At 37.8% G+C, this 22,506-nt stretch carries 24 protein-coding genes; 21 read left to right on the top strand and 3 right to left on the bottom strand.

The window, feature by feature from the left end:
• The first annotated feature begins 27 nt into the window (after nt 1-27).
• The 10 genes from bsdcttw_RS14280 to pgeF all read left to right on the top strand — a co-directional run bounded on the left by bsdcttw_RS14280 (nt 28) and on the right by pgeF (nt 6,715).
• A complete protein-coding gene (locus tag bsdcttw_RS14280) occupies nt 28-258 on the top strand; it encodes a KH domain-containing protein (RefSeq protein WP_033166400.1) in 231 nt (76 codons plus the stop codon).
• A 221-nt stretch (nt 259-479) separates the two neighbouring features.
• Complete coding sequence (gene rimM / locus bsdcttw_RS14275) at nt 480-986, top strand: ribosome maturation factor RimM (RefSeq protein WP_185255524.1); 507 nt, start codon at nt 480-482, stop codon at nt 984-986.
• A 72-nt stretch (nt 987-1,058) separates the two neighbouring features.
• Complete coding sequence (gene trmD, locus bsdcttw_RS14270; protein ID WP_185255523.1) at nt 1,059-1,808, top strand: tRNA (guanosine(37)-N1)-methyltransferase TrmD; 750 nt, start codon at nt 1,059-1,061, stop codon at nt 1,806-1,808.
• Nucleotides 1,809-2,132: 324 nt separating this feature from the next.
• Nucleotides 2,133-2,480: a 50S ribosomal protein L19 gene (gene rplS, locus bsdcttw_RS14265; protein WP_185255522.1), complete on the top strand. Its 348-nt coding sequence runs from the start codon at nt 2,133-2,135 to the stop codon at nt 2,478-2,480.
• Nucleotides 2,481-2,672: 192 nt separating this feature from the next.
• The gene (gene lepB / locus bsdcttw_RS14260; RefSeq protein ID WP_185255521.1) at nt 2,673-3,260 is read left to right on the top strand and encodes a signal peptidase I; all 588 of its coding nucleotides are present in this window, start codon (nt 2,673-2,675) and stop codon (nt 3,258-3,260) included.
• Nucleotides 3,261-3,262: 2 nt separating this feature from the next.
• Nucleotides 3,263-4,171, top strand: coding sequence for a ribosome biogenesis GTPase YlqF (ylqF, locus tag bsdcttw_RS14255; protein WP_185255520.1), 909 nt, complete (start codon nt 3,263-3,265; stop codon nt 4,169-4,171).
• Nucleotides 4,172-4,285: 114 nt separating this feature from the next.
• Complete coding sequence (locus bsdcttw_RS14250; protein WP_185255519.1) at nt 4,286-5,047, top strand: ribonuclease HII; 762 nt, start codon at nt 4,286-4,288, stop codon at nt 5,045-5,047.
• 34 nt (nt 5,048-5,081) lie between these two features.
• Nucleotides 5,082-5,399 carry an EscU/YscU/HrcU family type III secretion system export apparatus switch protein gene (locus tag bsdcttw_RS14245; protein ID WP_185255518.1) on the top strand — a complete coding sequence of 106 codons (318 nt, stop codon included), beginning with the start codon at nt 5,082-5,084 and terminating at the stop codon, nt 5,397-5,399.
• A 34-nt stretch (nt 5,400-5,433) separates the two neighbouring features.
• Nucleotides 5,434-5,790, top strand: coding sequence for a YraN family protein (locus bsdcttw_RS14240; protein WP_185255517.1), 357 nt, complete (start codon nt 5,434-5,436; stop codon nt 5,788-5,790).
• 82 nt (nt 5,791-5,872) lie between these two features.
• Entirely contained in the window at nt 5,873-6,715 is an 843-nt protein-coding gene (gene pgeF / locus bsdcttw_RS14235) for a peptidoglycan editing factor PgeF (protein ID WP_225903665.1), read from the top strand.
• On the opposite strand, the gene bsdcttw_RS14230 is transcribed toward pgeF, so the two are convergent.
• Together bsdcttw_RS14230 and bsdcttw_RS14225 are read right to left on the bottom strand one after the other, a co-directional pair.
• Nucleotides 6,712-7,890, bottom strand: coding sequence for a ribose-phosphate pyrophosphokinase (locus bsdcttw_RS14230; RefSeq protein WP_185255515.1), 1,179 nt, complete (start codon nt 7,888-7,890; stop codon nt 6,712-6,714). The genes pgeF and bsdcttw_RS14230 overlap by 4 nt on opposite strands.
• Nucleotides 7,891-7,972: 82 nt before the next feature.
• Entirely contained in the window at nt 7,973-8,440 is a 468-nt protein-coding gene (locus bsdcttw_RS14225) for a GNAT family N-acetyltransferase (protein ID WP_185255514.1), read from the bottom strand.
• Nucleotides 8,441-8,653: 213 nt separating this feature from the next.
• Here bsdcttw_RS14225 and der point away from each other — a divergent pair, with 213 nt between their 5' ends.
• The 4 genes from der to bsdcttw_RS14205 all read left to right on the top strand — a co-directional run bounded on the left by der (nt 8,654) and on the right by bsdcttw_RS14205 (nt 12,771).
• The gene (gene der / locus bsdcttw_RS14220) at nt 8,654-9,979 is read left to right on the top strand and encodes a ribosome biogenesis GTPase Der (RefSeq protein ID WP_185255513.1); all 1,326 of its coding nucleotides are present in this window, start codon (nt 8,654-8,656) and stop codon (nt 9,977-9,979) included.
• Nucleotide 9,980: 1 nt separating this feature from the next.
• On the top strand, nt 9,981-10,604 hold the full coding sequence (gene plsY, locus bsdcttw_RS14215; protein WP_185255512.1) for a glycerol-3-phosphate 1-O-acyltransferase PlsY: 624 nt from the start codon (nt 9,981-9,983) through the stop codon (nt 10,602-10,604).
• Between the two features lie 13 nt (nt 10,605-10,617).
• Nucleotides 10,618-11,631 carry an NAD(P)H-dependent glycerol-3-phosphate dehydrogenase gene (locus bsdcttw_RS14210; RefSeq protein WP_185255511.1) on the top strand — a complete coding sequence of 338 codons (1,014 nt, stop codon included), beginning with the start codon at nt 10,618-10,620 and terminating at the stop codon, nt 11,629-11,631.
• 312 nt (nt 11,632-11,943) lie between these two features.
• Nucleotides 11,944-12,771: a hypothetical protein gene (locus bsdcttw_RS14205; RefSeq protein ID WP_185255510.1), complete on the top strand. Its 828-nt coding sequence runs from the start codon at nt 11,944-11,946 to the stop codon at nt 12,769-12,771.
• 118 nt (nt 12,772-12,889) lie between these two features.
• Here the strand turns inward: bsdcttw_RS14205 and bsdcttw_RS14200 are convergent, their stop codons facing one another.
• Nucleotides 12,890-13,633 (bottom strand): nitroreductase family protein, encoded by a 744-nt coding sequence (locus bsdcttw_RS14200; RefSeq protein WP_185255509.1) that lies wholly within the window; start codon nt 13,631-13,633, stop codon nt 12,890-12,892.
• A gap of 219 nt (nt 13,634-13,852) precedes the next feature.
• On the opposite strand from bsdcttw_RS14200, the gene spoIVA reads away from it, so the two are divergent.
• The 7 genes from spoIVA to bsdcttw_RS14165 all read left to right on the top strand — a co-directional run bounded on the left by spoIVA (nt 13,853) and on the right by bsdcttw_RS14165 (nt 22,389).
• A complete protein-coding gene (gene spoIVA / locus bsdcttw_RS14195; protein ID WP_185255508.1) occupies nt 13,853-15,361 on the top strand; it encodes a stage IV sporulation protein A in 1,509 nt (502 codons plus the stop codon).
• 287 nt (nt 15,362-15,648) lie between these two features.
• Nucleotides 15,649-16,701, top strand: a complete 1,053-nt coding sequence (locus tag bsdcttw_RS14190; RefSeq protein ID WP_185255507.1) for a C40 family peptidase — start codon at nt 15,649-15,651, stop codon at nt 16,699-16,701.
• Between the two features lie 75 nt (nt 16,702-16,776).
• Nucleotides 16,777-18,453: a MutS-related protein gene (locus bsdcttw_RS14185; RefSeq protein WP_185255506.1), complete on the top strand. Its 1,677-nt coding sequence runs from the start codon at nt 16,777-16,779 to the stop codon at nt 18,451-18,453.
• A 146-nt stretch (nt 18,454-18,599) separates the two neighbouring features.
• On the top strand, nt 18,600-18,767 hold the full coding sequence (locus bsdcttw_RS14180) for a YezD family protein (RefSeq protein ID WP_225903664.1): 168 nt from the start codon (nt 18,600-18,602) through the stop codon (nt 18,765-18,767).
• A 176-nt stretch (nt 18,768-18,943) separates the two neighbouring features.
• The gene (locus tag bsdcttw_RS14175; RefSeq protein WP_207726411.1) at nt 18,944-19,390 is read left to right on the top strand and encodes a pyridoxamine 5'-phosphate oxidase family protein; all 447 of its coding nucleotides are present in this window, start codon (nt 18,944-18,946) and stop codon (nt 19,388-19,390) included.
• A 109-nt stretch (nt 19,391-19,499) separates the two neighbouring features.
• Nucleotides 19,500-20,834: a nitrogenase component 1 gene (locus bsdcttw_RS14170; protein ID WP_185255504.1), complete on the top strand. Its 1,335-nt coding sequence runs from the start codon at nt 19,500-19,502 to the stop codon at nt 20,832-20,834.
• A gap of 16 nt (nt 20,835-20,850) precedes the next feature.
• Entirely contained in the window at nt 20,851-22,389 is a 1,539-nt protein-coding gene (locus bsdcttw_RS14165) for a nitrogenase component 1 (RefSeq protein WP_185255503.1), read from the top strand.
• Nucleotides 22,390-22,506: the final 117 nt, after the last annotated feature.

Here is a 22,506-nt window from a genome sequence, read left to right as displayed (position 1 = left end):
GTCATATTCCATTGGAGGTGTAGGGTAATGAAAGAATTAGTTAAAGTAATTGCTACATCACTCGTTGATCACCCAGAAGAAGTTGTTGTAACAGAAAAGGAAACCGACCAGTCCATTATTGTGGAGTTAAAGGTTGCACCTGAGGACATGGGGAAGGTCATCGGCAAGCAAGGCCGAATTGCAAAATCCATTCGTACCGTTGTAAAAGCAGCAGCTGCAAAGGATGATAAAAAGGTAGTTGTTGAAATACTTCAATAATGAAAATGAACCTTTTAAAGGACCCTGTCTGGAATAGGTGAATGGAAAGAAATACTTCCGGAAAATAATTTTCCGGAACATTCTTTCTGTATGCCTAACATGTCATGGGTTCTTATTTTGATTATAACAGGAGTGTGGAAAATACAATTTATAATTCCACTTTTAATTTGAGTACGCAGCAGGTTAAATCAGCCTGCAGGGCAAGTTACGCGGAGGACTTAATGGAAAATTATTTAAGAGTAGGTATCATTACAGCAACCCACGGAATCAAAGGGGAAGTCAAAGTATATCCAACAACAGATGATATGGGACGTTTTAAGAAATTAAAACAAGTGTATTTAGACACTGGAAAAGAATATTTGGAACTTGAGATTTCAGGGGTTAAATTTTTTAAACAATGGGCTATTCTGAAGTTCAAGGGAATTGATAATATAAATGATATTGAAAAATACAAGGGACATGATCTTTTGGTAACAAGAGAAAATGCAGTTGAATTAGAGGAAAATGAATTTTTTATCTGCGATATATTGGATTCTCAGGTCGTTACAGATGAAGGAGAAGAGCTTGGTATCTTAACCGATGTTATGGCTACCGGTGCTAATGATGTCTATGTAGTAACAAGAAAGGATGGAAGTGAAGTTCTGCTACCTTCCATTAAAGAATGTATACTGGAAGTGGATCCTGAAAACAAGAAAATACTCGTGCATTTAATGCCCGGTTTGATTTAGACCGAAAATAAAGTATAAATTGTGTCAAGGTATAACTTGCAAAGGAATGGAACTTAAGGGAGCGGTAACAGCATGAATTTTCACGTAATGACATTATTTCCTGAGATGATAACACAGGGATTATCTGCCAGTATTACCGGCAGGGCTTTGGATAAAGGAATACTAAAACTAAATACTGTAGATATCAGAGATTTTTCTGAAAATAAGCATAATCGTGTGGATGATTACCCTTATGGAGGCGGTGCCGGAATGGTTATGGCTCCGGGACCGGTGGTAAGAGCTTATCGGTCAATAAAAGAACAGGTAACAGAAAATTCAGACAGTAAATCTCTCAGAGTAATTTATCTCACTCCCCAGGGGAAAGTTTTTAACCAATCTATGGCGGAGGAACTGGCAGCAGAGGAAGATTTGATATTCCTATGCGGGCATTACGAAGGTATTGATGAGAGAGCCTTAGATATGATAGTGACAGATAATGTATCCATCGGTGATTATGTATTAACCGGAGGAGAACTTCCTGCCATGGTTATGATGGATGCTATCAGCAGACTGGTGCCAGGAGTTTTAAACAATGAAACCTCCGCTGAATTTGAAACATTTCAGGACAATCTGCTGGAATATCCTCAATATACCAGGCCAGAGGAGTTCGAAGGGAAGAAAGTACCTGAAGTACTTTTATCCGGTCATCATGGGAAAATAGATGAGTGGAGAAGGGAACAATCCCTTATAAGAACTGTTAAAAACAGGCCGGATTTATTAGAAAATGCGATTTTAACAGAGAAGGATAAAAAATATTTGCTTCAAATTACAAAAAATTTGTAGAATGGACATAAACACCTATTGACTATTGCAATAGTTATGGTATGCTTATAGTAGGTGCATCGGTTATATGAGGGGAGTACATGATAAAGTTAAACTGTACTTACTGGTGCACCATTTCTATTGTATAGGTTGGTATTATATCTTCTTAATATAAATTCTTTACTAGTAATAAATTTAAGCTTGCTTTTTATGGTAATGCATGTTATAGTAAGATGTTGTGAGATGGGATGGTCCTCTGATACAACGCCCTTTGACAGATTTGTACAAGCAGATGTTTTATGTGGCAAGGTATTAAGAACGTCTAATTTAAAGGAGGTCACAAAAATGAATAATATTATTAAAGAAATCGAAGCTGCTCAGCTTAAGAGTGAAATTGCTGATTTCAACGTAGGCGATACTGTAAAAGTATACGCTAAAGTAAAAGAAGGTAACCGTGAAAGAACACAGGTTTTCGAAGGAACTGTTTTAAAGAGACAAAACGGTGGCGCCAGAGAAACATTTACCGTAAGAAAATCTTCTAACGGTATTGGTGTTGAAAAGACTTGGCCCCTGCACTCCCCCAGTGTTGAGAAGATTGAAGTTATCAGACACGGTAAGGTTAGAAGAGCTAAGTTAAATTATTTACGTAGTAGAGTAGGTAAGAAGGCTAAAGTTAAAGAAATCGTAAAATAATAGCACATAACCAAAAAAGGGAAGGGACAACTACTTATAGTATTGTCCCTTTTATTGTCTGTTTATGTTTTTTCACATATAATGGAGCAGGCAGCAGGTTACATGCAGCCAGGATAGCGCGTAAACAACCGTTTTCATCTACGGATTCAGAAATATTCAATTATTCCAAGAATATTTACGGAAGGGGTTAAAATGAGGTATGATTTTGAAAAAGAGGATAAAGGTCCAGTTATAAAAAAAGTCGTTATATCCTTAATCATATGGTTTATTGAAATTGCAGTGGTTGTTGGACTAGCTTATTTTGTGGCGAATTATGCTCTGGAGAAAACGGTAGCTACAGGTCAGTCCATGGAAAATACACTGATGGATCATGATAAAATACTTATAAATAAATTTGCTTATGTCTTTCATAAACCCAAACGTTTTGATGTTATTGTATTTAAGCAGTCTGATAAAGAACATAGCTATTTAAATATCAAAAGAGTTATTGGGCTTCCCGGTGAAACCGTCCAGATAAAGAACGGTAAAATTTATATTAACAATGAACTGCTAAAAGAGCAGATAGCAATAGATGATATTGAGAATGCAGGTTTAGCGGAAGATGAAATTAAATTAGACGAGAATGAATACTTCGTGCTGGGGGATAACCGTAATAATAGTGAGGACAGCAGATTTGCCAATATAGGGAATATAGTTTCCGGAGATATCATCGGAAAAGCCTGGATTAGAGAAAATGGTTTTTCCTTTATAAATAAATTAAACATCAGGAAGGAGGAATAAGTATGCATTTTCAATGGTATCCAGGTCATATGTCAAAAGCAAAACGAATGATGCAGGAGGACATGAAACTAATTGACGTAGTCATTGAGTTAGTAGATGCTCGTATTCCACTCAGCAGCAAAAATCCGGATATTAATCAGATGGCCGGGAGCAAATCCAGGGTTATCCTTTTGAATAAAAGTGATTTGGCGGACGATAATCAGAACCTTAAATGGAAAGAATACTTTGAAAAACAGGGTTATATCGCCGTCCTGGTTAATTCTAAAAAGGGAGATGGAGTCCGCAAAGTAAATGATGCGGTAGTGGAAGCCTGTAAAGCTAAGATTGAAAGAGACAGGAAGAAAGGTATTCTAAACCGTCCTTTGCGTGCAATGGTAGTAGGTATACCCAATGTAGGAAAATCGACCTTTATTAACAGCATTTCTGGTAAAGCAGCTGCGAAAACCGGCAATAAACCTGGTGTTACAAAAGGAAAGCAATGGATTAAGCTAAATAAATCTATAGAACTCCTTGATACCCCAGGTATACTGTGGCCAAAATTTGAGGATCAAAAGGTAGGCTTACATCTGGCTCTTATTGGTTCGATAAAGGAAGAAATTTTAAACAGCTATGATTTAGGGATTGCCTTGATAGGTTTCTTGACAAAGAATTATAAAGGGGCATTGGAGCAACGCTATGGTATTATAGAAACAGAGAGCGTTGACGAGAATTTAAGTGCAATCGCCAAGAAACGCGGATGCCTGTTAAAGGGCGGAGAATTGGATCTTGAAAGAGCGGCTAGTTTTCTGGTAGATGATTTACGAAATGCCAAACTTGGTAAAATAACATTGCAGTTTCCGGCAGAATCGACTGCCGATACTAACATACAGGAAGAGAAAATAGATTCTGATGTTATAATGAATCAAGAATAATAAGAAAGTTTTTTAACAGATAGCCAATAACGAAGTAACATAAAAGGTATACGAAAGGAAAACACCGGATGTATACTTTTTATACATATGGAAGTTTAATATGAGGAATATGACATGGAGATGAGCATAAAGGCGATTAAAGGTGAATTTCTTCTGGCGAAAGAGGAAGATGTAGCCGATATAATTATTAAATACCAGGATGACACCAGAGCAGGAGTTAAGAGCCTGATTGAGAAAGCAAAGAAGCAGCAAAGCGCTAAGGATTCTGAGAGGCAAAGAATATATGAAATGACTTCTTATGAAAGAACTTATGGTGAATATTCCTATATCTGCGGTATTGATGAAGTGGGCAGGGGACCATTAGCAGGTCCGGTAATGGCGGCAGCTGTTATTTTACCAAAGAATTGCGATATTTTATACATCAACGATTCCAAACAATTGTCAGAGAAGATGAGAGAAAAGCTCTTTGATGAGATAATGGAAAAAGCTTTAGCAGTGGGAGTAGGCTCCATACCGCCTGCAAGGATAGATGAAATAAATATCTTGCAGGCGACTTATGAAGCGATGCGCCAAGCTATCGGAAATTTAAAGATTACACCGGATATCCTGCTGAATGATGCAGTCACTATTCCACAGGTAAATATAAAGCAGGTTCCTATTATCAAAGGGGATGCTAAAAGTGTATCCATTGCAGCCGCCAGTATTATTGCTAAGGTAACGAGGGACCGGATTATGATGGCTTATGATAAGATATTTCCGGCATATGGTTTTGCTTCGAATAAAGGTTATGGTTCAGAAGAGCATGTAAAAGCTTTAAAGTTATACGGACCGACGCTGCTACATAGAAGAAGTTTTATTAAGAATTTTTTGGACTGATGTTTAGATCTTTACGGTCAGGAGGTGTGATTCGGTGGGAAAAAAAGAAAATGCTGCTGATAAACTTTTAGACAGCCAAAACTTTAAGGCTAAAACAGCTGTTGCCCTCGGTTATAACACAGAGGATGCTGCGCCTAGAATCATAGCTACCGGAAAGGGTTATCTTGCAGACAAGATTGTAAAAGGAGCCAAAGAGAATCAAATACCCGTACACGAAGACAGCAGGTTAGCTGCCAGTTTATCGAAACTCGATCTTGGTGATTATATTCCGCCTGAACTTTACCAGATTGTCTCAGATATCATGATTTTTGTAGATGATATGGACCGAATTAAGGCAAAGTTTGATAAATAGTATAAAGAAGTGTATAGATTCAGTTAAGGAGAATATGTATAATAAAAGAACCATAGGAAATGAAAAGGAACAAAAGGCGGCAGCATATCTTACTTCTATTGGTTATGAGGTGCTGGCTGCCAATTTTTATACCAGGTTTGGAGAAATCGATCTGATTGCAAAAGAGCAGGAGGTACTTGTTTTTATTGAAGTAAAATACCGTAAAGATTTACAAAGCGGTTCTCCTTTCGAATCGGTGGATGGCAGAAAAATTAAAAATATTTGCAGAGCTGCCAGATATTATATGTATAGTAATGGTATACCTGAGGATGTTCCCTGTCGTTTTGATGTGATTGGTATCGTGGATGAGGAAATAATACTGATACGTAACGCCTTTGACACTCAATTTTGAATGATAGAAAAGAATAATTGATACAATATTGTTCTGTATAATTTATAGTACGAACTTGAGGCATTTGGAAAGGAGTTTGGAATTGTTTAAAGACAACGAAAATGTAATACTGCATACGGATAGAAAGACCCCTTTTTTAACTTTTTCAGCCTTATCTGATATCCCTTTTATTAAACATGGCTTTACCACAAGGCTTGGAGGTGTCAGTGAGGGATATTATGAATCTTTAAATCTATCATACTCTGTAGGCGATGAGAAAGAAAAAGTAGATGAAAATTATATAAGAATCTGTGAAAGCCTGGAGATTCCCTATAAAGACGTAGTAGCGACTCATCAGGTACATAAGACCAACGTAAGACTTATAAAAGAACAAGACAAAGGGAAGGGGCTTTACCTGCCAAGAGATTATGAAGAAATTGATGGTTTAATAACCAATGAAAAGTGTATACCTCTTGCGACCTTTTATGCAGATTGCGTTCCCCTTTATTTTATAGATACCAGAAAGAAAGCCATTGGGTTAAGTCATTCCGGGTGGAGAGGTACAGTAGGCAGAATGGGCTTAAAGACAGTAGAAGCAATGCAGAAAGCTTTTGGCTCTGATCCGGATGATATTACCGCTCTGATTGGACCGTCCATTTGTAGAGACTGTTATGAAGTCAGTGAAGAAGTGGCAGAAGAGTTTAGAAAGGAATTTTCGAAGGAACTCAGTGATGATTATAAAGAAATCCTCACTAAAAATCCAGCCGGCAGATACCAGCTGGATTTGTGGGAAGCAAATCGTATTGTTCTTAAATCGGCAGGACTTAAAGAAAGTAACATTCATGTTAGCGGATTATGTACCTGCTGTCATAATGACTTACTATACTCTCATCGTGCATCAAAAGGAAAACGAGGAACATTAGCCGCCTTTTTAATGATAAACTAACCGTTCTTCTTACATTTCGCCCTGTAGTCAGCCAGTTGATCTTTTATCAGCTCGCTGGATTTCATGATACCGTCAACGGAACTGTCGTGGTTGAGGGTATCTATGATAAGGGAGAGATATTTACTGATATCTACGTTCGTATAATAGGGTTTTTCCATCAGCTCCGAGGGTGTATGTATAAGGTTGCTGGTATAAACTCTGTCTATCACGCCATTCTCATAGGCTTCATCAAATTTTGCAAAACCGCTGGTAAAAAGACCGAAGGTTGCAGCAACATATACTTTCTTCGCTTTTCTAGCCTTTAATTCAGCTGCTACTTCCAAAACACTTTCACCGGAGGCAATCATATCATCTACAATATAAACCGCTTTACCTTCTACATTTCCTCCAAGGAACTCATGGTCAATTATAGGGTTTTTACCATCATTAATAACGCTGTAATCTCTTCTTTTATAAAACATTCCCATATCAACGCTTAAAATATTGGAGTAGTAGACTGCTCGTGACATACCTCCTACATCAGGGCTAATAACCATAAAGTCTTCCTTTTCAATGGAAAGGCCATCCTCTGTTTTAAGCAATGCCTGTAAGAATTGATAAGAAGTATAGAAATTATCAAAGCCTTCTAAGGGAATTGCATTCTGAACGCGGGCATCATGGGCATCAAAGGTTATGATATTTTTTACACCCATCTCTGCTAACTCTTGTAAAGCGGTAGCGCAATCAAGAGACTCTAAGATAGTTCTCTTATCCTGACGGCTCTCATATAGAAAGGGAAGTATAACAGTAATCCTTCTTGCTTTTCCATTGCAGGCGTCGATCAGGCGCTTTAAATCCTGAAAATGGTCATCCGGTGACATGCAGTTTGGGGTGTCATAGAGGTTATAGCTTAGAGAATGGTTGCTGATATCTGCTAGAATATATAAGTCACTTCCGTGTATGCTTTCTTTCAGTAAACCCTTAGCCTCCCCGGAGCTAAAACGTGGTACAACTGCATTAACCAGGTAGCTGTCTTTATAATACCCTGTAAAAGAGTGGTGGTTTAAAAAGGATTCTTCCTTTAGTTTTCTGGAAGCAGAAATGTGCTTGTCAACTTTTTCTGCCATGGTACGAAAACCCTCTAAAGATAATATTTTCAATGGAGCTATAGGGGCTTTCACCGTATTTTCAGTCATTACTTGTCCTCCTAATTGTTAAAGTAACAGGATTTCCTTAATCTATTTATTTATAGCATGGGATAAATGGTAAGTCAACCTTCTATTCGCTCTGAAGCCATAGGGTCATGCCGGCTCCATATGTCTCATTGGGTCTTTGAATAAACCCTAATTTCGTGTAAAACTCTTCTTTACCCTTCGCGGCAACCAGTATTACCATAACCTGGTCCCCCTGGGAGAGGGTGTTTTTAATATAATCCAGCATATCCTTCATAATTAGTCTGCCGATTCCTAACCCCTGGTAATTCTCATTTACTACTACATCAGCAAGATAAGCCACATATCCTCCGTCACTGATAAGACGTGCCATGCCGACAGTTTGTCCGTCTAAAACAGCCGCAGTAAGGTAGTAGGTATTTTTGAGTCCTCTTTCAGCTTGTGTTTCAGGAAGTTCTTTCCAGTTAACACTTTTCCTTAATGAATTATATTCCTTCACGGTTAAGCTGTGCTTTAATTCAAGATTCATAATTGATATATTATAGCTTGTAGGTGCATTGCCTATGAAAGCCATTCTCCTATTCTTTTTTGGAAGATGTCCAGAAATATTATGCGCTTTTTATAACAGCAATGTCAAGATACAGGGGCCTTTTCTCAAAAATTATTTGATAATTATTCCTATAGCTGATATACTATCTAAGTAAAAGCAGGAGAGAATATACTTAAGAATCAATTCTGCGTATTGTGAAAGCAGTAATTTGTAAAGTGAAGAGAGGATTTTTATAAAATGAGTAAACCGATTGTTGCAATAGTCGGCAGGCCGAATGTCGGCAAATCGACTTTGTTTAATGCCCTTGCAGGCGAGAGAATAGCTATTGTTCAGGACTTTCCAGGTGTCACCAGAGATAGAATCTATGCAGATGTTACCTGGCTTGATAAGCAGTTCACTATGATTGATACAGGCGGAATTGAGCCGGAGAGCAATGATGTTCTGCTTTCTTATATGAGACAACAAGCAGAAATAGCCATTCAAACGGCTGATGTTATCGTTTTCCTTGTAGATGTTAGACAGGGTTTGGTTGACGATGATTTTAAGGTTGCAGATATGTTAAGACGTTCCACAAAACCAATTGTTCTTGTTGTAAATAAAGTAGATAATTTTGATAAATTGATGCCGGACGTATATGAATTCTATAACCTTGGCATTGGTGATCCCCACCCGGTATCTGCATCTTCAAAACTGGGGCTTGGAGATATGCTTGATGAGGTAATCGGACACTTTAACCCTGCAGACCTGAAAGAAGAAGAGGATGAACGACCCCGTATTGCTATTGTCGGAAAGCCCAATGTAGGGAAATCTTCTATTATTAATAAGTTAATCGGTGAAGAAAGAGTGATTGTATCAAGTATTGCAGGTACCACCAGAGATGCCATAGATACTACTGTCAAATACCATGGCAAGGAATTTATCTTTATAGATACTGCAGGCTTAAGAAGAAAAAGTAAAATAAAAGAAGAGATTGAACGCTTTAGTATTGTTCGTACGGTATCAGCCGTTGAGCGTGCGGATATTGTCGTTCTGGTAATTGACGCTATGGAAGGCGTAACAGAGCAGGATGCTAAAATCGCAGGAATTGCCCATGAAAGAGGAAAGGGTATTATTATTGCGGTAAATAAATGGGATGCAATTGAAAAAGATGATAAAACAATTTATAAGCATACCAAGGAAATAAAAGAAGTGCTTTCTTATATGCCTTATGCAGAAATGATATTTATATCCGCATTAACAGGACAGAGACTTAATAAATTGTTTGATTTGATTGAGCAGGTTATCCAGAATCAGAACTTAAGAATTGCTACCGGAGTCTTAAACGAGATTATGGCAGAAGCAGTAGCCCTTCAGCAGCCGCCCTCCGATAAAGGTAAGCGTTTGAAATTATACTATATTACACAGGTTTCCATTAAGCCACCGACTTTTGTTATTTTTGTTAACGACAAGGAATTGATGCATTTTTCCTACACCAGATACATTGAAAATAAAATCAGGGAAGCCTTTGGATTTTCAGGAACATCACTTAAATTCTTTATAAGGGAGCGAAAGGAAAAAGAATAGTATGCTGCGTAACATTATTATATGTTTAATTTTGGGATATTTGTGCGGCTGTTTTTCAACTGCTTATTTTGTAGGAAGAGCAAATAATATTGATATCAGAAAATATGGAAGCGGAAATGCCGGGACTACGAATGCAATGCGTTTACTTGGAGTAAAGGCAGGAATTTTGACCTTTTTAGGAGATGCTTTAAAAGCACTTATTCCTATTTTGATAATAACTTTTGTAGCTTTAAAAAATGAACCCTATGTTCATCTGGTGGCACTTTATGCTGGTCTTGGCGTTGTTATCGGACACAATTTCCCTTTTTGGTTACATTTTAAGGGAGGAAAAGGCATTGCGGCTACCGGCGGAGTAATTCTTGCTTTTGATTGGAGAATCGGATTAGCAGCATTTGTTGTATTTGTGGTTTCCGTCGCTATAACCAGATATGTTTCCGTCGGTTCATTATTGATATCTCTGTTGTTTCCCATCGGAGTATTAGTTTTCTATCCGGGGGACCTACATATGCTTCTGATAAGTTTCCTATTTACGGTACTGGCTTTTATCAGACATAGGACCAATATCCAGAGGCTTATGAATGGAACTGAGAATAAGATTGGGCAAAAGGCAAAAATAGAAAAATAAGGGAGAAGTGTCAATGGCGAAAATTAGCATATTAGGTGCAGGTGCATGGGGAACAGCAATTGCTATCTTACTTGGAAATAATGGGCATGAGGTAGTATTGTGGTCAGCCCTGCAAGCAGAAGTAGAACAATTGATAAATGACCGGGAATTAAAGGATAAACTTCCTGGAATTAAACTTCCCAGTAGTGTAAGCGTCAGCGGTGATATAAAAGCCTCCTGTGTAAATAAGGATTTAATTGTATTCGCAGTAGCATCACCTTTTGTTCGTGCAACAGCAAAGAATGTGAGCAGTTTTATCGCTAAAAATCAGATTATCGTAAATGTAGGAAAAGGAATCGAGGAAAACACCCTTGAAACATTAACGGATATCATTAAAGATGAGATTCCACAGGCAGATGTAGCGGTACTATCAGGGCCAAGCCATGCGGAAGAAGTTAGCCGCGGGATTCCTACCACCTGCGTTGTAGGAGCGGATTCTAAGGATACGGCACACTTTATTCAGGATGTTTTTATGAGTGAACGTTTCCGTGTATATACAAGTCCTGATGTTATCGGTATCGAACTTGGAGGTTCTATTAAGAATGTAATAGCTTTGGCAGCAGGTATTGCCGATGGACTTGGCTTTGGAGATAATACCAAAGCAGCCCTTATGACAAGAGGAATTGCAGAAATCAGCCGTTTAGGTATTGCTATGGGTGGCAAGATGGAAACCTTTGCTGGTCTTTCCGGTGTAGGAGATTTAATTGTAACCTGTACCAGTAAGCACAGCAGAAATCGTAATGCTGGATTTTTAATTGGACAAGGATATACGATGGAAGAAGCCATGAAGGAAGTGAAACAGATAGTAGAAGGTGTTTATTCTGCAAAAGCTGCACTGGCGTTGGCTAAAAAGTATGAAGTTGAAATGCCGATTGTAGAGCAGGTAAATCAGGTTCTATTTGAAAATAAATCAGCACTGGAAGCGGTATCGGACTTACTTCTTCGTGATAAGAGAAGAGAGTACTCTGAGCTTCAGTGGGAGAAATAAAATTCGGTTTTTATATTCATAAGTATATTATAAAATTAAATATAAATGAAGTACAGACGGTATAACCGGAAAGCTGCAATATAAACTTTCCGGTTATACCGTTTTTTGTTTTTATCTTTTTTTGGAACTACCTTATAGGTACTCTCGTCTAATCATTGTAAAGGCTTAAGAAAGGAGAAACTTACATAATCTCTTTCGGTACCAAAGAGGTTAGTGTCTTAAACCTAAGATAAAAAAATTTGAATCCCATGAATGAAACATATCAAAGATTAATTACTATAAATTTCAGCTTAAGGAAAGGCAGGTATTTTTATGAGAAAAATACAATTAATTAAGACAGTAATGTTAGGGCTATGTTTATCTACTTTATATACCGGAGTGACCTATGCTAATACCATTGACAATAAAGCGGCGGAGGTAACTATTAAGGATATTGCACCAGGAACTGATCTTTCAAAACTGCAAAGTGATATCGATCAATATGTATTTACAGATCATACAGCCGATATTGAAAAACAAGGCTTCCAAGTGACCCAGACAGTGGTAACAAATGGTTATGTTGAAATTGGCATTACCCCTTTTAGTGATGAAAATGCAAATTATCTTTATGATTTATTTGGTAAAGATAATGTCAAAGTAGTAAAAAGTGATGAAGTGAAGGTATTTAAAACGACGGAAGCGGTAGCTCCGGACACTCCTGTCTCTTCTGAAGCTGCGGATAACAGCCTTGTGAAAAGACAGGACGAAGTAAATAAAGTTCTCTTTGAAGATAAATCTTCTGATTTAGAATCCAAAGGAATTTCAATCATGCATACTACGCCTGTTGAGGACTATATTGAAGTTGGAATTCTTCCTTATAATGATGAAAACGTAAAATATATCTATAGCTTAACCGGTGAGGATAAAGTAAAGGTTGTGGAAGGTAAAGAACCGGAATTAATGGCAACTTCCGGTATTGCAACCGATGGCGAAATGACAGCAACCGAAGAAGGTAATGTTAAAACTGTGAGTGCAACAGATACCACAGCAGGAAACAAAGAGAAAGAATCAGAAAATATACTGCCTATAGCAGGCGTTGCAGCAGTTGCCGTATTAATCGGCGGTGCAGTAGTCATCTCCCAGAAAAAGAAAATTGCATAATAAACAATTAAAATAAAGGCTGCCAGAAATAGAAGTTACTAATTTAGCCTAAATTTCTGGCAGCTTTTTTATGAATTATTGTTGAATGAATAGATATCGTGATATCAAGAGAATAGTATTATTTACGGAAGTTCTTAAAATATACTTCTGCAGACCGGTTCATTTCCATACAGAATTCGGACATATATTTTCTTTGGCAAAAGGCCTGAATTGTTTCAGTTATATCTTTCTGTGGATGTCCGGCCTTTTCTTCCCTTCTCTGATACATTGCACGATGTTCTTCCTTTTCCAGATGCTTATAACTGTTTTCAAAAACAATGTAATCTTTATCGAAACGGGCCGGTTTCTTTCTCTCCTTTTGACTTTGACTTGGATAGCCATATACCAGCATGGCAGCCGGAATCGTGTATTCCGGTAAACCAAGTAATTCTCTGACCTCTTCACAATGTTCAATAATATCACCGATATAGCAGGAACCTAAGCCAAGGGACTCTGCGGCTACTACTGTATTTTGTGCGGCTATCAAGGCGTCGGAGGCAGCAAGAAGTATATCACCGGTCCCTGGTGTTCTTGGTTGGCAATTATTATAGGTAAAGGTATCATACCAACGCTGATAATCTGCAAGGAATACCATCACCATCGGAGCTTTTTCTATAAAAGGCTGGTTATCACATAATATGGACAATTCATGTTTCTTATAGGCATCCGTAATATCAATTATGGAATACAGCATCATAGCTCCGGCAGTAGGAGCTTCAAACGCTGCATTAATTATCTCTTCTTTGATTTCTTCTTCTATCATTCTTTCTTCAAAAACACGTACCGATTTTCGGCTCTTAAGTTGATTTATTACTTCATTCATTATAATCCCCCCGATATTTATTACAGTTCTAAGATATCTAAAATATACCATAAGATCAGATGAAATTACCAGTATCTGAATATAAATAAATTGAAAATGCACTGGTTTAAGCTAAAAGAAATAAAAAGCTTAGAAAATCAATTAGTAAAAATTAATCAAAAAAATCATGAATAAGAAACATCCAGCATATGTTTAACTATAACCGAAAGGAGGATGTGTATGTTGGATCAATATTCGTCACTGGATACGTCAAGCCAGATATATGATGTTTATAATGATATTAAGGCTAGGACAGGCGGTGACATATACATAGGTGTGGTGGGACCGGTAAGAACGGGGAAGTCAACTTTCATTAAGCGTTTTATGGATTTGCTGGTAATTCCGAATATTACTGATATCCACAATAAAGAGAGGGCAATTGATGAATTACCGCAGAGTGCTGCCGGTAAGACAATAATGACTACAGAGCCTAAATTCATTCCGAAAGAAGCTGCTCAGATTCAGCTGGGAGAAGATACAAAGGTAAATATCCGTTTGATTGACTGTGTAGGTTTTATGGTTGAAGGTGCAGCGGGACACATTGAAAATGAGCAGGAGCGCCTGGTAAAAACACCTTGGTTTGATTATGAGATTCCATTTACACAGGCAGCAGAACTTGGTACACAAAAAGTTATTAATGACCATTCCACCATTGGAATAGTGGTTACTACGGATGGCAGCTTTGGGGATCTTCAGAGAGACAATTACATCACAGCCGAAGAAAAGACAATTGGAGAGCTTAAGAAACTAAAAAAACCTTTTATCGTATTACTTAATACCAACAGGCCTTATTCAGAAACCAGCCAGAATCTTGCAACTGACATTTCTGAAAAGTATAATGTAAATTGTATACCGGTAAACTGCGAACAACTAAGAAAAGAAGACATCAATCATATCATGTCAAATATCCTCTCGGTATTCCCTGTATCAGAAATCAACTTCTTTATACCCAAATGGGCAGAAATGCTTCCAGATGACCATTGGCTTAAAGTAGATTTAATTGATTCTGTAAAGCAGCTGTTAAAACGTCTTACGTTAATTCGGGATGTCAGAAATGACAATATGGCAACAGACAGCAAATATGTGAACCGTTTCAAGATTGACAAGGTTGAGATGGAAGATGGTTCAGTAAAAGTATTTGTCGAGTTTGATGATTCGTATTATTATAACATACTAAGTGACCTTATCGGAGTCAATATTGCAGACGAATATCAGCTCATCAGTACGATAAGAGAACTGGCAGCAGTAAAGAAGGAGTACGGTAAAGTAGCAGGAGCTTGTGAAGAGGTTCGTCAGAAGGGCTATGGTGTTGTTAATCCTGCCAAAGAGGAGATTCTAATTGAAGAACCTGAAATTATGCGGCATGGAAATAAGTACGGCGTTAAGATTAAAGCAACAGCACCTTCCGTGCATATGATTAAAGCGATGATAGAGACAGAGATCGCCCCTATTGTAGGAAGTGAAGAGCAGGCTAATGACCTGATAAATTATATTCGTAAGAATTCATCGGAGAATCCGGAGGGAATCTGGGAAACAAATATTTATGGAAAGTCCATCCAGCAGCTTGTAGAAGAAGGAATTAATACAAAGATCAGCAAGATGACAGATGAGAGCCAGATAAAACTTCAAGAAACGATGCAAAAGATTATAAATGAAAGCAATGGCGGTATTATTTGTATTATCATATAATAGAAATTGGGCTGTGGTAAAATCCACCAGCCCTTTTTTCGATTTTATTCTACAAAACAAGAATACTTACAAGGAAAATAGTGATTGTACTAGGAATAAAGACCTGCCCAAATGGAAATACTTACAATAATTTAACGGATATTTATCAAAATTAAGGCAAAGTGTTGACAAAACTATTAACGATTGCTATAATAACTTAGAAATATATTTAACATATTTGTAACAACTAAAGAAATGACAACATACATATTAAATTATGATGAGGGATAACTAGCAGGAGGAACCAAATGAACCATAGTACTACCAGATTTTTAAAGATTTCATGCCTTTGTGTAACCGGTACATTATTGTTTGCTTTAAATACCAAGTACACAAGCGCAGAGGCTATCTATGGTGAACAGCCTTTAGCAGGAATATCCGTTACTTTGGACAAGTATTATGATTCAGCCAATGCGGCTGCTTCATCGGAGATTACCATTGCTACTCTGGAATCCAGTGTCGCTGCATATGACTATAATAACCTTGGTATAGCGGATGTAGACAATCACTTAAATATCCGCAAGGCTCCCGGCGAAGATCAGAAGATCATAGGTAAATTACCAAAGAACGCAGGATGTACAATAATAGATGAAGATAAAAACGGATGGGTTAAGATTAAATCCGGTAAAGTTACAGGTTACGTAAAGAAGGAATTCCTTATAACAGGAGATAAAGCAGTATCTCTTGCCAAGAAGGTAGGAAGTCTGGTAGCCACAGTTAATACAGAGACTCTTAATGTAAGAGAAGAAGCAAGCCTTTTAGGAGGCGTAGTTACAAGTGTTCCCAGTGATGAAGACTTGGAAGTTACAGCGGTATCTACTGATTGGGTTAAGGTTAAGATTGATGATGATGAAGGATATGTTGCCAGACAATACGTTGATTTATCCTATCAGTTAGAAAAAGCAGTTACATCAGATGAGCTTTCCTCCGGTACCTCCGGCATCAGAGCACAAATGATTGCTTATGCAAAACAGTTTTTAGGTAATCCTTATGTTTGGGGAGGCACCAGCCTTACAAACGGAACTGACTGTTCAGGATTTACTTTAGGCGTATATGCCAGGTTTGGCTATTCCCTTCCAAGGGTTTCAAGAAGTCAGGCTTGTTCAGGAACCAGTATTAATTCTTCCAGTATCAAACCGGGAGATCTGGTATTTTATGGAAGCGGCAGCTATATCAGCCACGTTGCAATGTACATCGGGAATGGTCAGGTTATTCATGCAAGTAATCCAAGAACCGGTATTAAGATATCAAATATGTTCTATCGTTCACCGATAAAGATTGTAAGAGTTATTAATGATTAATCAGATTCTAATAAGGGCTGCTATAAGCAGCCCTTTTAAAATTATTAAAATTTAGCACAGGAGGATACGTAGGTAATGGAGATTTTATTAGGGATTCTGGTATTATTCCTTATATTTCTGATAAAGGGGATTTATGATAAAAGAGCCTGGTACAAGAACCTAAGACAAAAGATGATCAATGATTGGGGAAAGGTACCGGAAGAAGAGTACACCACTGAGAAGTTCGAATCACTATCGGCTTATTATAATACACAGCTTGACAAGTCAAAAGATGTGGATGATATTACCTGGAACGACATCAATATGGAAGAGATATTTATGCTGATTAATAATACTGGCAGTGCCATCGGAGAAGAGTATCTGTATGCAATGCTTCATAAGCTTGAATTCAGCGGAGAGAAGCTGAAAGAAAGAGAGAAGCTTATGAATTTATTTGCCGACAGGGAGGATCTTCGATTAGAATTACAACTTGCCTTATATAAGATGGGTAAGATTAGTAATGTATCAGTATATGAATATATCAATCGATTAGAAGGTTTGGAAACGAAAAAAATTTGGCCCCATTTACTTATGGGAGCAGGTTTTATTGTATCAGTTATATTGATACCGTTTAATCCGCTTATTGGCGGAATACTAACCGCCTTGATGCTAGGGAATAATGTTTATCAGTATTACAGGGAAAGAGCCAAGATTGAGATCTATTTTACCGTATGCGCATACATTGTAAGATTATTAGAGGGAGTTAATACAATAATAAAACTGAACATACCTGAAATCAATGATTATGCTGTTAAACTTAAAAAATCAAAAGGTGTATTTCAGAAGTTTATCCGAGGCTCCTTTTTGCTGATACCAAAGAATGCCGGAGGGGATTTACTTGGAGTATTTTTAGATTATTTAAATTTGATTTTCCATATTGATTTAATCAAATTCTATTCTATGCTGGATTGTTTTAAAGCAAACCGAGAGGCTTTGAATATGATATATGAAACCGTAGGACTCCTTGACAGTTGTATCGCTGCGGCTTCCTTTCGTAAGATGATTCCTTTCTATTCCATACCTGATCTTAATAATACCGTGAAGCCTTTTTTGGAAGTGGAAGATATCTATAATCCTATGATAGATGAGCCTGTGCTAAACTCCATCCATACCAAAAACTCTGTTTTAATAACCGGCTCTAATGCATCCGGTAAATCAACCTTTATTAAGACTTTAGCAGTAAATGCAATTCTTTCCCAGACAATTTATACTTCCTTAAGCAGCAGCTATAAAGCCAGTTTTTTCAAGGTGCTCTCTTCTATGGCATTAAAGGATAATCTTCTTGGAAAGGAAAGTTATTATATTGTTGAGATAAAATCCTTAAAGCGAATTATAGACCGCACAGAAGAACATATACCTACACTGTGTTTTGTTGATGAGGTTCTACGAGGAACCAATACATTGGAGCGTATTGCTGCATCCAGCCAGATACTTAAGTTTCTGAGCGAAATCAATACAATCTGCTTTGCTGCCACTCATGATATTGAATTGACTCATATTCTGGAGAATTTCTATTCTAATTATCATTTTAAAGAACAGATAGTAGAAAATAACGTTTTATTTGATTATAAGCTGATTGAGGGAAGAGCTGTGTCAAAGAATGCAATTAAACTGTTAGAAGTTATGGGATATCCGAGTATTGTAACAGAATCGGCTTCTGATAATGCAGAATACTTTTTGAAAGAAGGCAAATGGAATATACTTAAATCATAGTATTGAAGGAAAACACCGTCTTAAAATAGCCGGTGTTTTTTGTTAAAAAAGTATTGACAAAAATTGAAAGAAAAGTTATACTTACAAAAATAATACATATAATTCATATATGATAAGTATGAATACATAATCCGAGGGGTGAAATAGTGGGAAGCGAGGAGCTGCAGACAGTTAGAAAAAACACTGTAAATGAGAGTGATATTCAAAGGATAGTGGAATTTATCCAATCTGTACAGTTTGGTTCCGTTGTAGTTGTAATCCAGGATGGGAAGATAGTACAGATTGAGAAGAACGAAAAATTGAGGATGAAATAATTTAAGTTGACCGGACAGCCGGAGACTTAAGATAACGGAAGTTCGCTTATCTTGAGTCTTTTTTTATTTCTGCACCCATGGAAATCTATAATCCGGCTGTAATTTTAGCGGCTTACGAAGAAAAGGAGGTAACATTTATTAATATTGATTACCGAATGAAACGAAAGGAGAAAAGAATGTCCGCATCAGAACAGAAAATAAAAGAATATTTAAGAGCGAACCAAAGAATTATATTAGCAACCACAGACGGGGAGGGTAGTCCCGATGTTCGGATTTTGGGTGGTTATGGTATGGAGGAATATACGGTTTATTTTTCTACTACAAAGAACAGCAGCAAAAATAATCAATTAAATGAAAATAAAAATACAGCAGTTTTATTTCAGCATGACAATCAGTATATATCCAGGTATTTTAATGTAACCCTTTATGGAGTAGCTGTATTATTGGATAAGAACAGTGAATATGAAAAAGGTAAGGATATTATAGTGAATAAAAATCCTAATATAAAGATAACGAAAGAAACACATAATATCTATAAAATTATCCCCCAGAAATTAAAAGTTCTTGATTTTGGAGAGCCCACTGCGGAAGATAGAGTTACCATTCTTTCGTTTACAAATTAGTTTAAGAGGTTGACCGGAAAACCGGAGGCCATGACAGTATATACACTGTTCATGCGCCTTCTTTTTTTATATAAGTTTCATTAAGCCCATTAGAAAGGAAGGAAGAAAGGTGGCAGAATTTATTGAACGTGCTAAATTTACGTGCGCTTTGGGAGGAGCTTTGACTACCATAGCAGGAATTAACAGAGTAATCCCCATTGTCCATGCAGCAGGTGGTTGTGCAGCAGCACTATCCGGCACTTATAACCTGGCTGCCGGTTATCGGGGAACCGGTTACTGCGGTGGAACTATGATTCCAACTACGAATATCTCGGAAAATAATATTGTTTTCGGAGGGGAAGAACGGCTGGAGGAACAGATAGAGAACTCGCTTGAGATTCTGGATGCAGATCTCTACATTGTTATAACAGGATGTCAGGTAGAAATTATAGGAGACGACGCTGTTGGTGTGGCAAGACGGTTTAAGGACAGGAATGTAATCGGAGCCAGTACACCGGGATTTTTAGGCAATACCTTTAAAGGTTATGATGCTGTGATAAAGGCAATCATTAAGGAGGTAGTAACACCGGCAGAAAATAAGAGCTTGAATACAGTAAACATACTGGGAGTCGTTCCGGGCCATGATGTATTTTACCGGGGAAATCTAGATGAAATAAAACGATTACTGGGTTTACTGGGTATAAGAGCTAATACTTTTTTTGGAACCGGAGAATCTATTGCTGACATTCGAAGATATGGGGAAGCTGCCTTGACTATCGTATTCTCTAACCAAGCCGGTATAGAGTCTGCAGAACTGTTTACAGAGCTGCATGATATCCCCTCCATCCGTACAGACCTACCCATTGGACCCGAAGCGACGGAAAGTTTTCTTTACCAGATAGGCGAAGTACTGGGTATTGAAAAAGAATATATAGAAGCTGTGACGGAGAAGGAAAAAAGAAAATATTATTCCTTTCTGGAACGGATTGTAGACATCTATTCCGATATTGATTTCCAGCGTTATGTTATTGTAGCAGCTGACAGTTATTATGCCTATCCCTTGACCAGGTTTCTTGCAAATGATTTAGGCTGGATACCTTTTATAACTGCTATTAATGATATTACAGACGAAGGAGAACAAGAGAATTACAAAAAGAAGTTTGAAGGTATCACCTCAGTAACGAAACCTAGAGTCACATTTAATCAGAATGCAGGAGAACTGATAAAGGAAGTCAGAGGCAGTTGGCCATTTAACCATAATCAGAAATACTATGATACTTTCGGGCCGGCCTTTGTGGTTGGGAGCAGTATTGAAAGAGGTCTGGCGGAAAAGCTGGGAGCAGGATTTTTATCCGTAGCCTTTCCGGTAAGTAACAGGGTGGTTTTAAGCAAGGGTTATGTGGGTTTTCAAGGAGGATTGACCTTATTGGAAGATTTAATTACAGAACTGGTTTCTGCCAGATAGGAAAGGAAGGAGTTTTATGGGAAATTATGCAGATAGTTTAACCTATAATTATTTAGGAGCTGATGCTCCCCCTACCAGAGAGGAACGAATTGGAGCCTGTCATGCCTTTTGCGGCTCTTGCAGTGAACTGGCAGGAGGAATGAAGACCGGCTGTGCCCAGCTTCAGAACAGAAAATTCTCTCAAAGCGGCGGATGTCAGCTGAATCTGGCAGTGGGTATTGTAAGCAGCTTTACCAATGCAGTTATGATTATTCATTCCCCCTTAGGGTGCTGTTCTAATTTCGTTGGGAATACCGGGCTAAGGAAGACTATGAGAGCTTCAAAGGGAAAGCCCAATGAGGAATTCGTCTGGCTGCATACAAATATGGATGAATTAGATGTGGTACAGGGAGGAATCGATAAGCTTAGAAAGGCAGTATTATACGCGGAAAGAGAATATCATCCGGATGCTATTATCATAGCAAATGGCTGTGTGCCGGGAATAATAGGTGATAATATAGACTCTTTGGTAGGTGAATTAAAGGATCAGATAACTGCTAAGATTGTTCCGGTACACTGTGAAGGCTTTAAGAGTAAGTATGTGGCTTCCGGTTATGACTCTGCTTATCATGGCGTCCTGAAACATCTGATAGATCCGCTAAAGAAAGAAATTAGTGCGATTCCCGGAGCGGATGAGGAGAAAGACATAAAAGACAGATATCGTATCAGCAGGACGGTTAATATCTTTAACGTGGGTTCCAATTCCAACGGTGATGAGGTGGAGCTTTCCAGATTACTGTCTGCTATTGGCCTTATTCCAAAAGTTCTTCCCCTCCATGCTTCGGTTGATGATCTGAAACATATTGGTGAAGCTGCCTTGAATGTGAGTATCTGTGCAACCCATGATGATTATCTTCTGGGACATTTAAAGGAAAGGTTCGGAACGGATTATCTCATTGACACTCTGCCTATCGGTATCCGAAACACCAACCAATGGATCAGAAAAATTGCTGCTTATTTTCATTTGGAAGCAGAAGCTGAAAAGTTGATTGCATTTGAAAATGCAGAATTAAATAAGGCATTGGATTTATATAAACCAGTACTTGCAGGTAAGAAAGTCTTTGTGGGAGGCGGAGAAACCCGTATACTTACAACTGCGGAATTTTTCTATTCTCTTGGTATGGAGCTGGTCGGAGTGAAGGCTCACAATGTAGATCGTTTCGTAGATGATATGATAGACGATATGCAGGCGCCGGAGCTCTTAATTGAGGTAGGCGCAGGTCAGCCTGCGGAAGAGCTGAATTTACTTCGTAAATTGAAACCGGATTTGTACATAGGACATTTAAATGCCAATGGATGGGTAAGTAAGCTAGGTATTCCTAACTTCCCGTTATTCGGACAGAGTTTAAATTACATGGGGTATTCCGGCGCTTTTGAATTAGCAAGAAAAGCAGTAAAAATATTAAAAAATACTAATTTTGTGAGAAATGTATCTGCTAATATTTCCCTGCCGCTCTCAAAAGAGTGGTACAACAGAGATCCCAAGGAAAATATTAAGGAAGCGGTTAACTTTTAACTTAAAACATTGTAACCATTATGTGAAAGTGAATAGTAACATGATATTAAAATAGGTATTCACTTCCAACGATTAGATGCGCGTGCATTAACAAAAATAAAGGGATTAATGCACGCA

Source organism: Anaerocolumna chitinilytica (genome assembly GCF_014218355.1).
In the GTDB taxonomy this organism is placed as follows: Bacteria; Bacillota; Clostridia; order Lachnospirales; family Lachnospiraceae; genus Anaerocolumna; species Anaerocolumna chitinilytica.
The sequence above is the reverse complement of the archived record's forward strand: the minus strand, read 5'-3'. Positions and strand labels throughout refer to the sequence as shown.

Excerpts from the sequence above, each read along its gene's own strand:
- bsdcttw_RS14280 (WP_033166400.1), top strand. The coding sequence starts at position 28 with ATGAAAGAATTAGTTAAAGTAATTGCTACATCACTCGTTGATCACCCA.
- rimM (WP_185255524.1), top strand. The coding sequence starts at position 480 with ATGGAAAATTATTTAAGAGTAGGTATCATTACAGCAACCCACGGAATC.
- trmD (WP_185255523.1), top strand. The coding sequence starts at position 1,059 with ATGAATTTTCACGTAATGACATTATTTCCTGAGATGATAACACAGGGA.
- rplS (WP_185255522.1), top strand. The coding sequence starts at position 2,133 with ATGAATAATATTATTAAAGAAATCGAAGCTGCTCAGCTTAAGAGTGAA.
- lepB (WP_185255521.1), top strand. The coding sequence starts at position 2,673 with ATGAGGTATGATTTTGAAAAAGAGGATAAAGGTCCAGTTATAAAAAAA.
- ylqF (WP_185255520.1), top strand. The coding sequence starts at position 3,263 with ATGCATTTTCAATGGTATCCAGGTCATATGTCAAAAGCAAAACGAATG.
- bsdcttw_RS14250 (WP_185255519.1), top strand. The coding sequence starts at position 4,286 with ATGGAGATGAGCATAAAGGCGATTAAAGGTGAATTTCTTCTGGCGAAA.
- bsdcttw_RS14240 (WP_185255517.1), top strand. The coding sequence starts at position 5,434 with ATGTATAATAAAAGAACCATAGGAAATGAAAAGGAACAAAAGGCGGCA.
- bsdcttw_RS14230 (WP_185255515.1), bottom strand. The coding sequence starts at position 7,890 with ATGACTGAAAATACGGTGAAAGCCCCTATAGCTCCATTGAAAATATTA.
- bsdcttw_RS14225 (WP_185255514.1), bottom strand. The coding sequence starts at position 8,440 with ATGGCTTTCATAGGCAATGCACCTACAAGCTATAATATATCAATTATG.
- der (WP_185255513.1), top strand. The coding sequence starts at position 8,654 with ATGAGTAAACCGATTGTTGCAATAGTCGGCAGGCCGAATGTCGGCAAA.
- plsY (WP_185255512.1), top strand. The coding sequence starts at position 9,981 with ATGCTGCGTAACATTATTATATGTTTAATTTTGGGATATTTGTGCGGC.
- bsdcttw_RS14210 (WP_185255511.1), top strand. The coding sequence starts at position 10,618 with ATGGCGAAAATTAGCATATTAGGTGCAGGTGCATGGGGAACAGCAATT.
- bsdcttw_RS14205 (WP_185255510.1), top strand. The coding sequence starts at position 11,944 with ATGAGAAAAATACAATTAATTAAGACAGTAATGTTAGGGCTATGTTTA.
- bsdcttw_RS14200 (WP_185255509.1), bottom strand. The coding sequence starts at position 13,633 with ATGAATGAAGTAATAAATCAACTTAAGAGCCGAAAATCGGTACGTGTT.
- spoIVA (WP_185255508.1), top strand. The coding sequence starts at position 13,853 with ATGTTGGATCAATATTCGTCACTGGATACGTCAAGCCAGATATATGAT.
- bsdcttw_RS14190 (WP_185255507.1), top strand. The coding sequence starts at position 15,649 with ATGAACCATAGTACTACCAGATTTTTAAAGATTTCATGCCTTTGTGTA.
- bsdcttw_RS14185 (WP_185255506.1), top strand. The coding sequence starts at position 16,777 with ATGGAGATTTTATTAGGGATTCTGGTATTATTCCTTATATTTCTGATA.
- bsdcttw_RS14175 (WP_207726411.1), top strand. The coding sequence starts at position 18,944 with ATGTCCGCATCAGAACAGAAAATAAAAGAATATTTAAGAGCGAACCAA.
- bsdcttw_RS14165 (WP_185255503.1), top strand. The coding sequence starts at position 20,851 with ATGGGAAATTATGCAGATAGTTTAACCTATAATTATTTAGGAGCTGAT.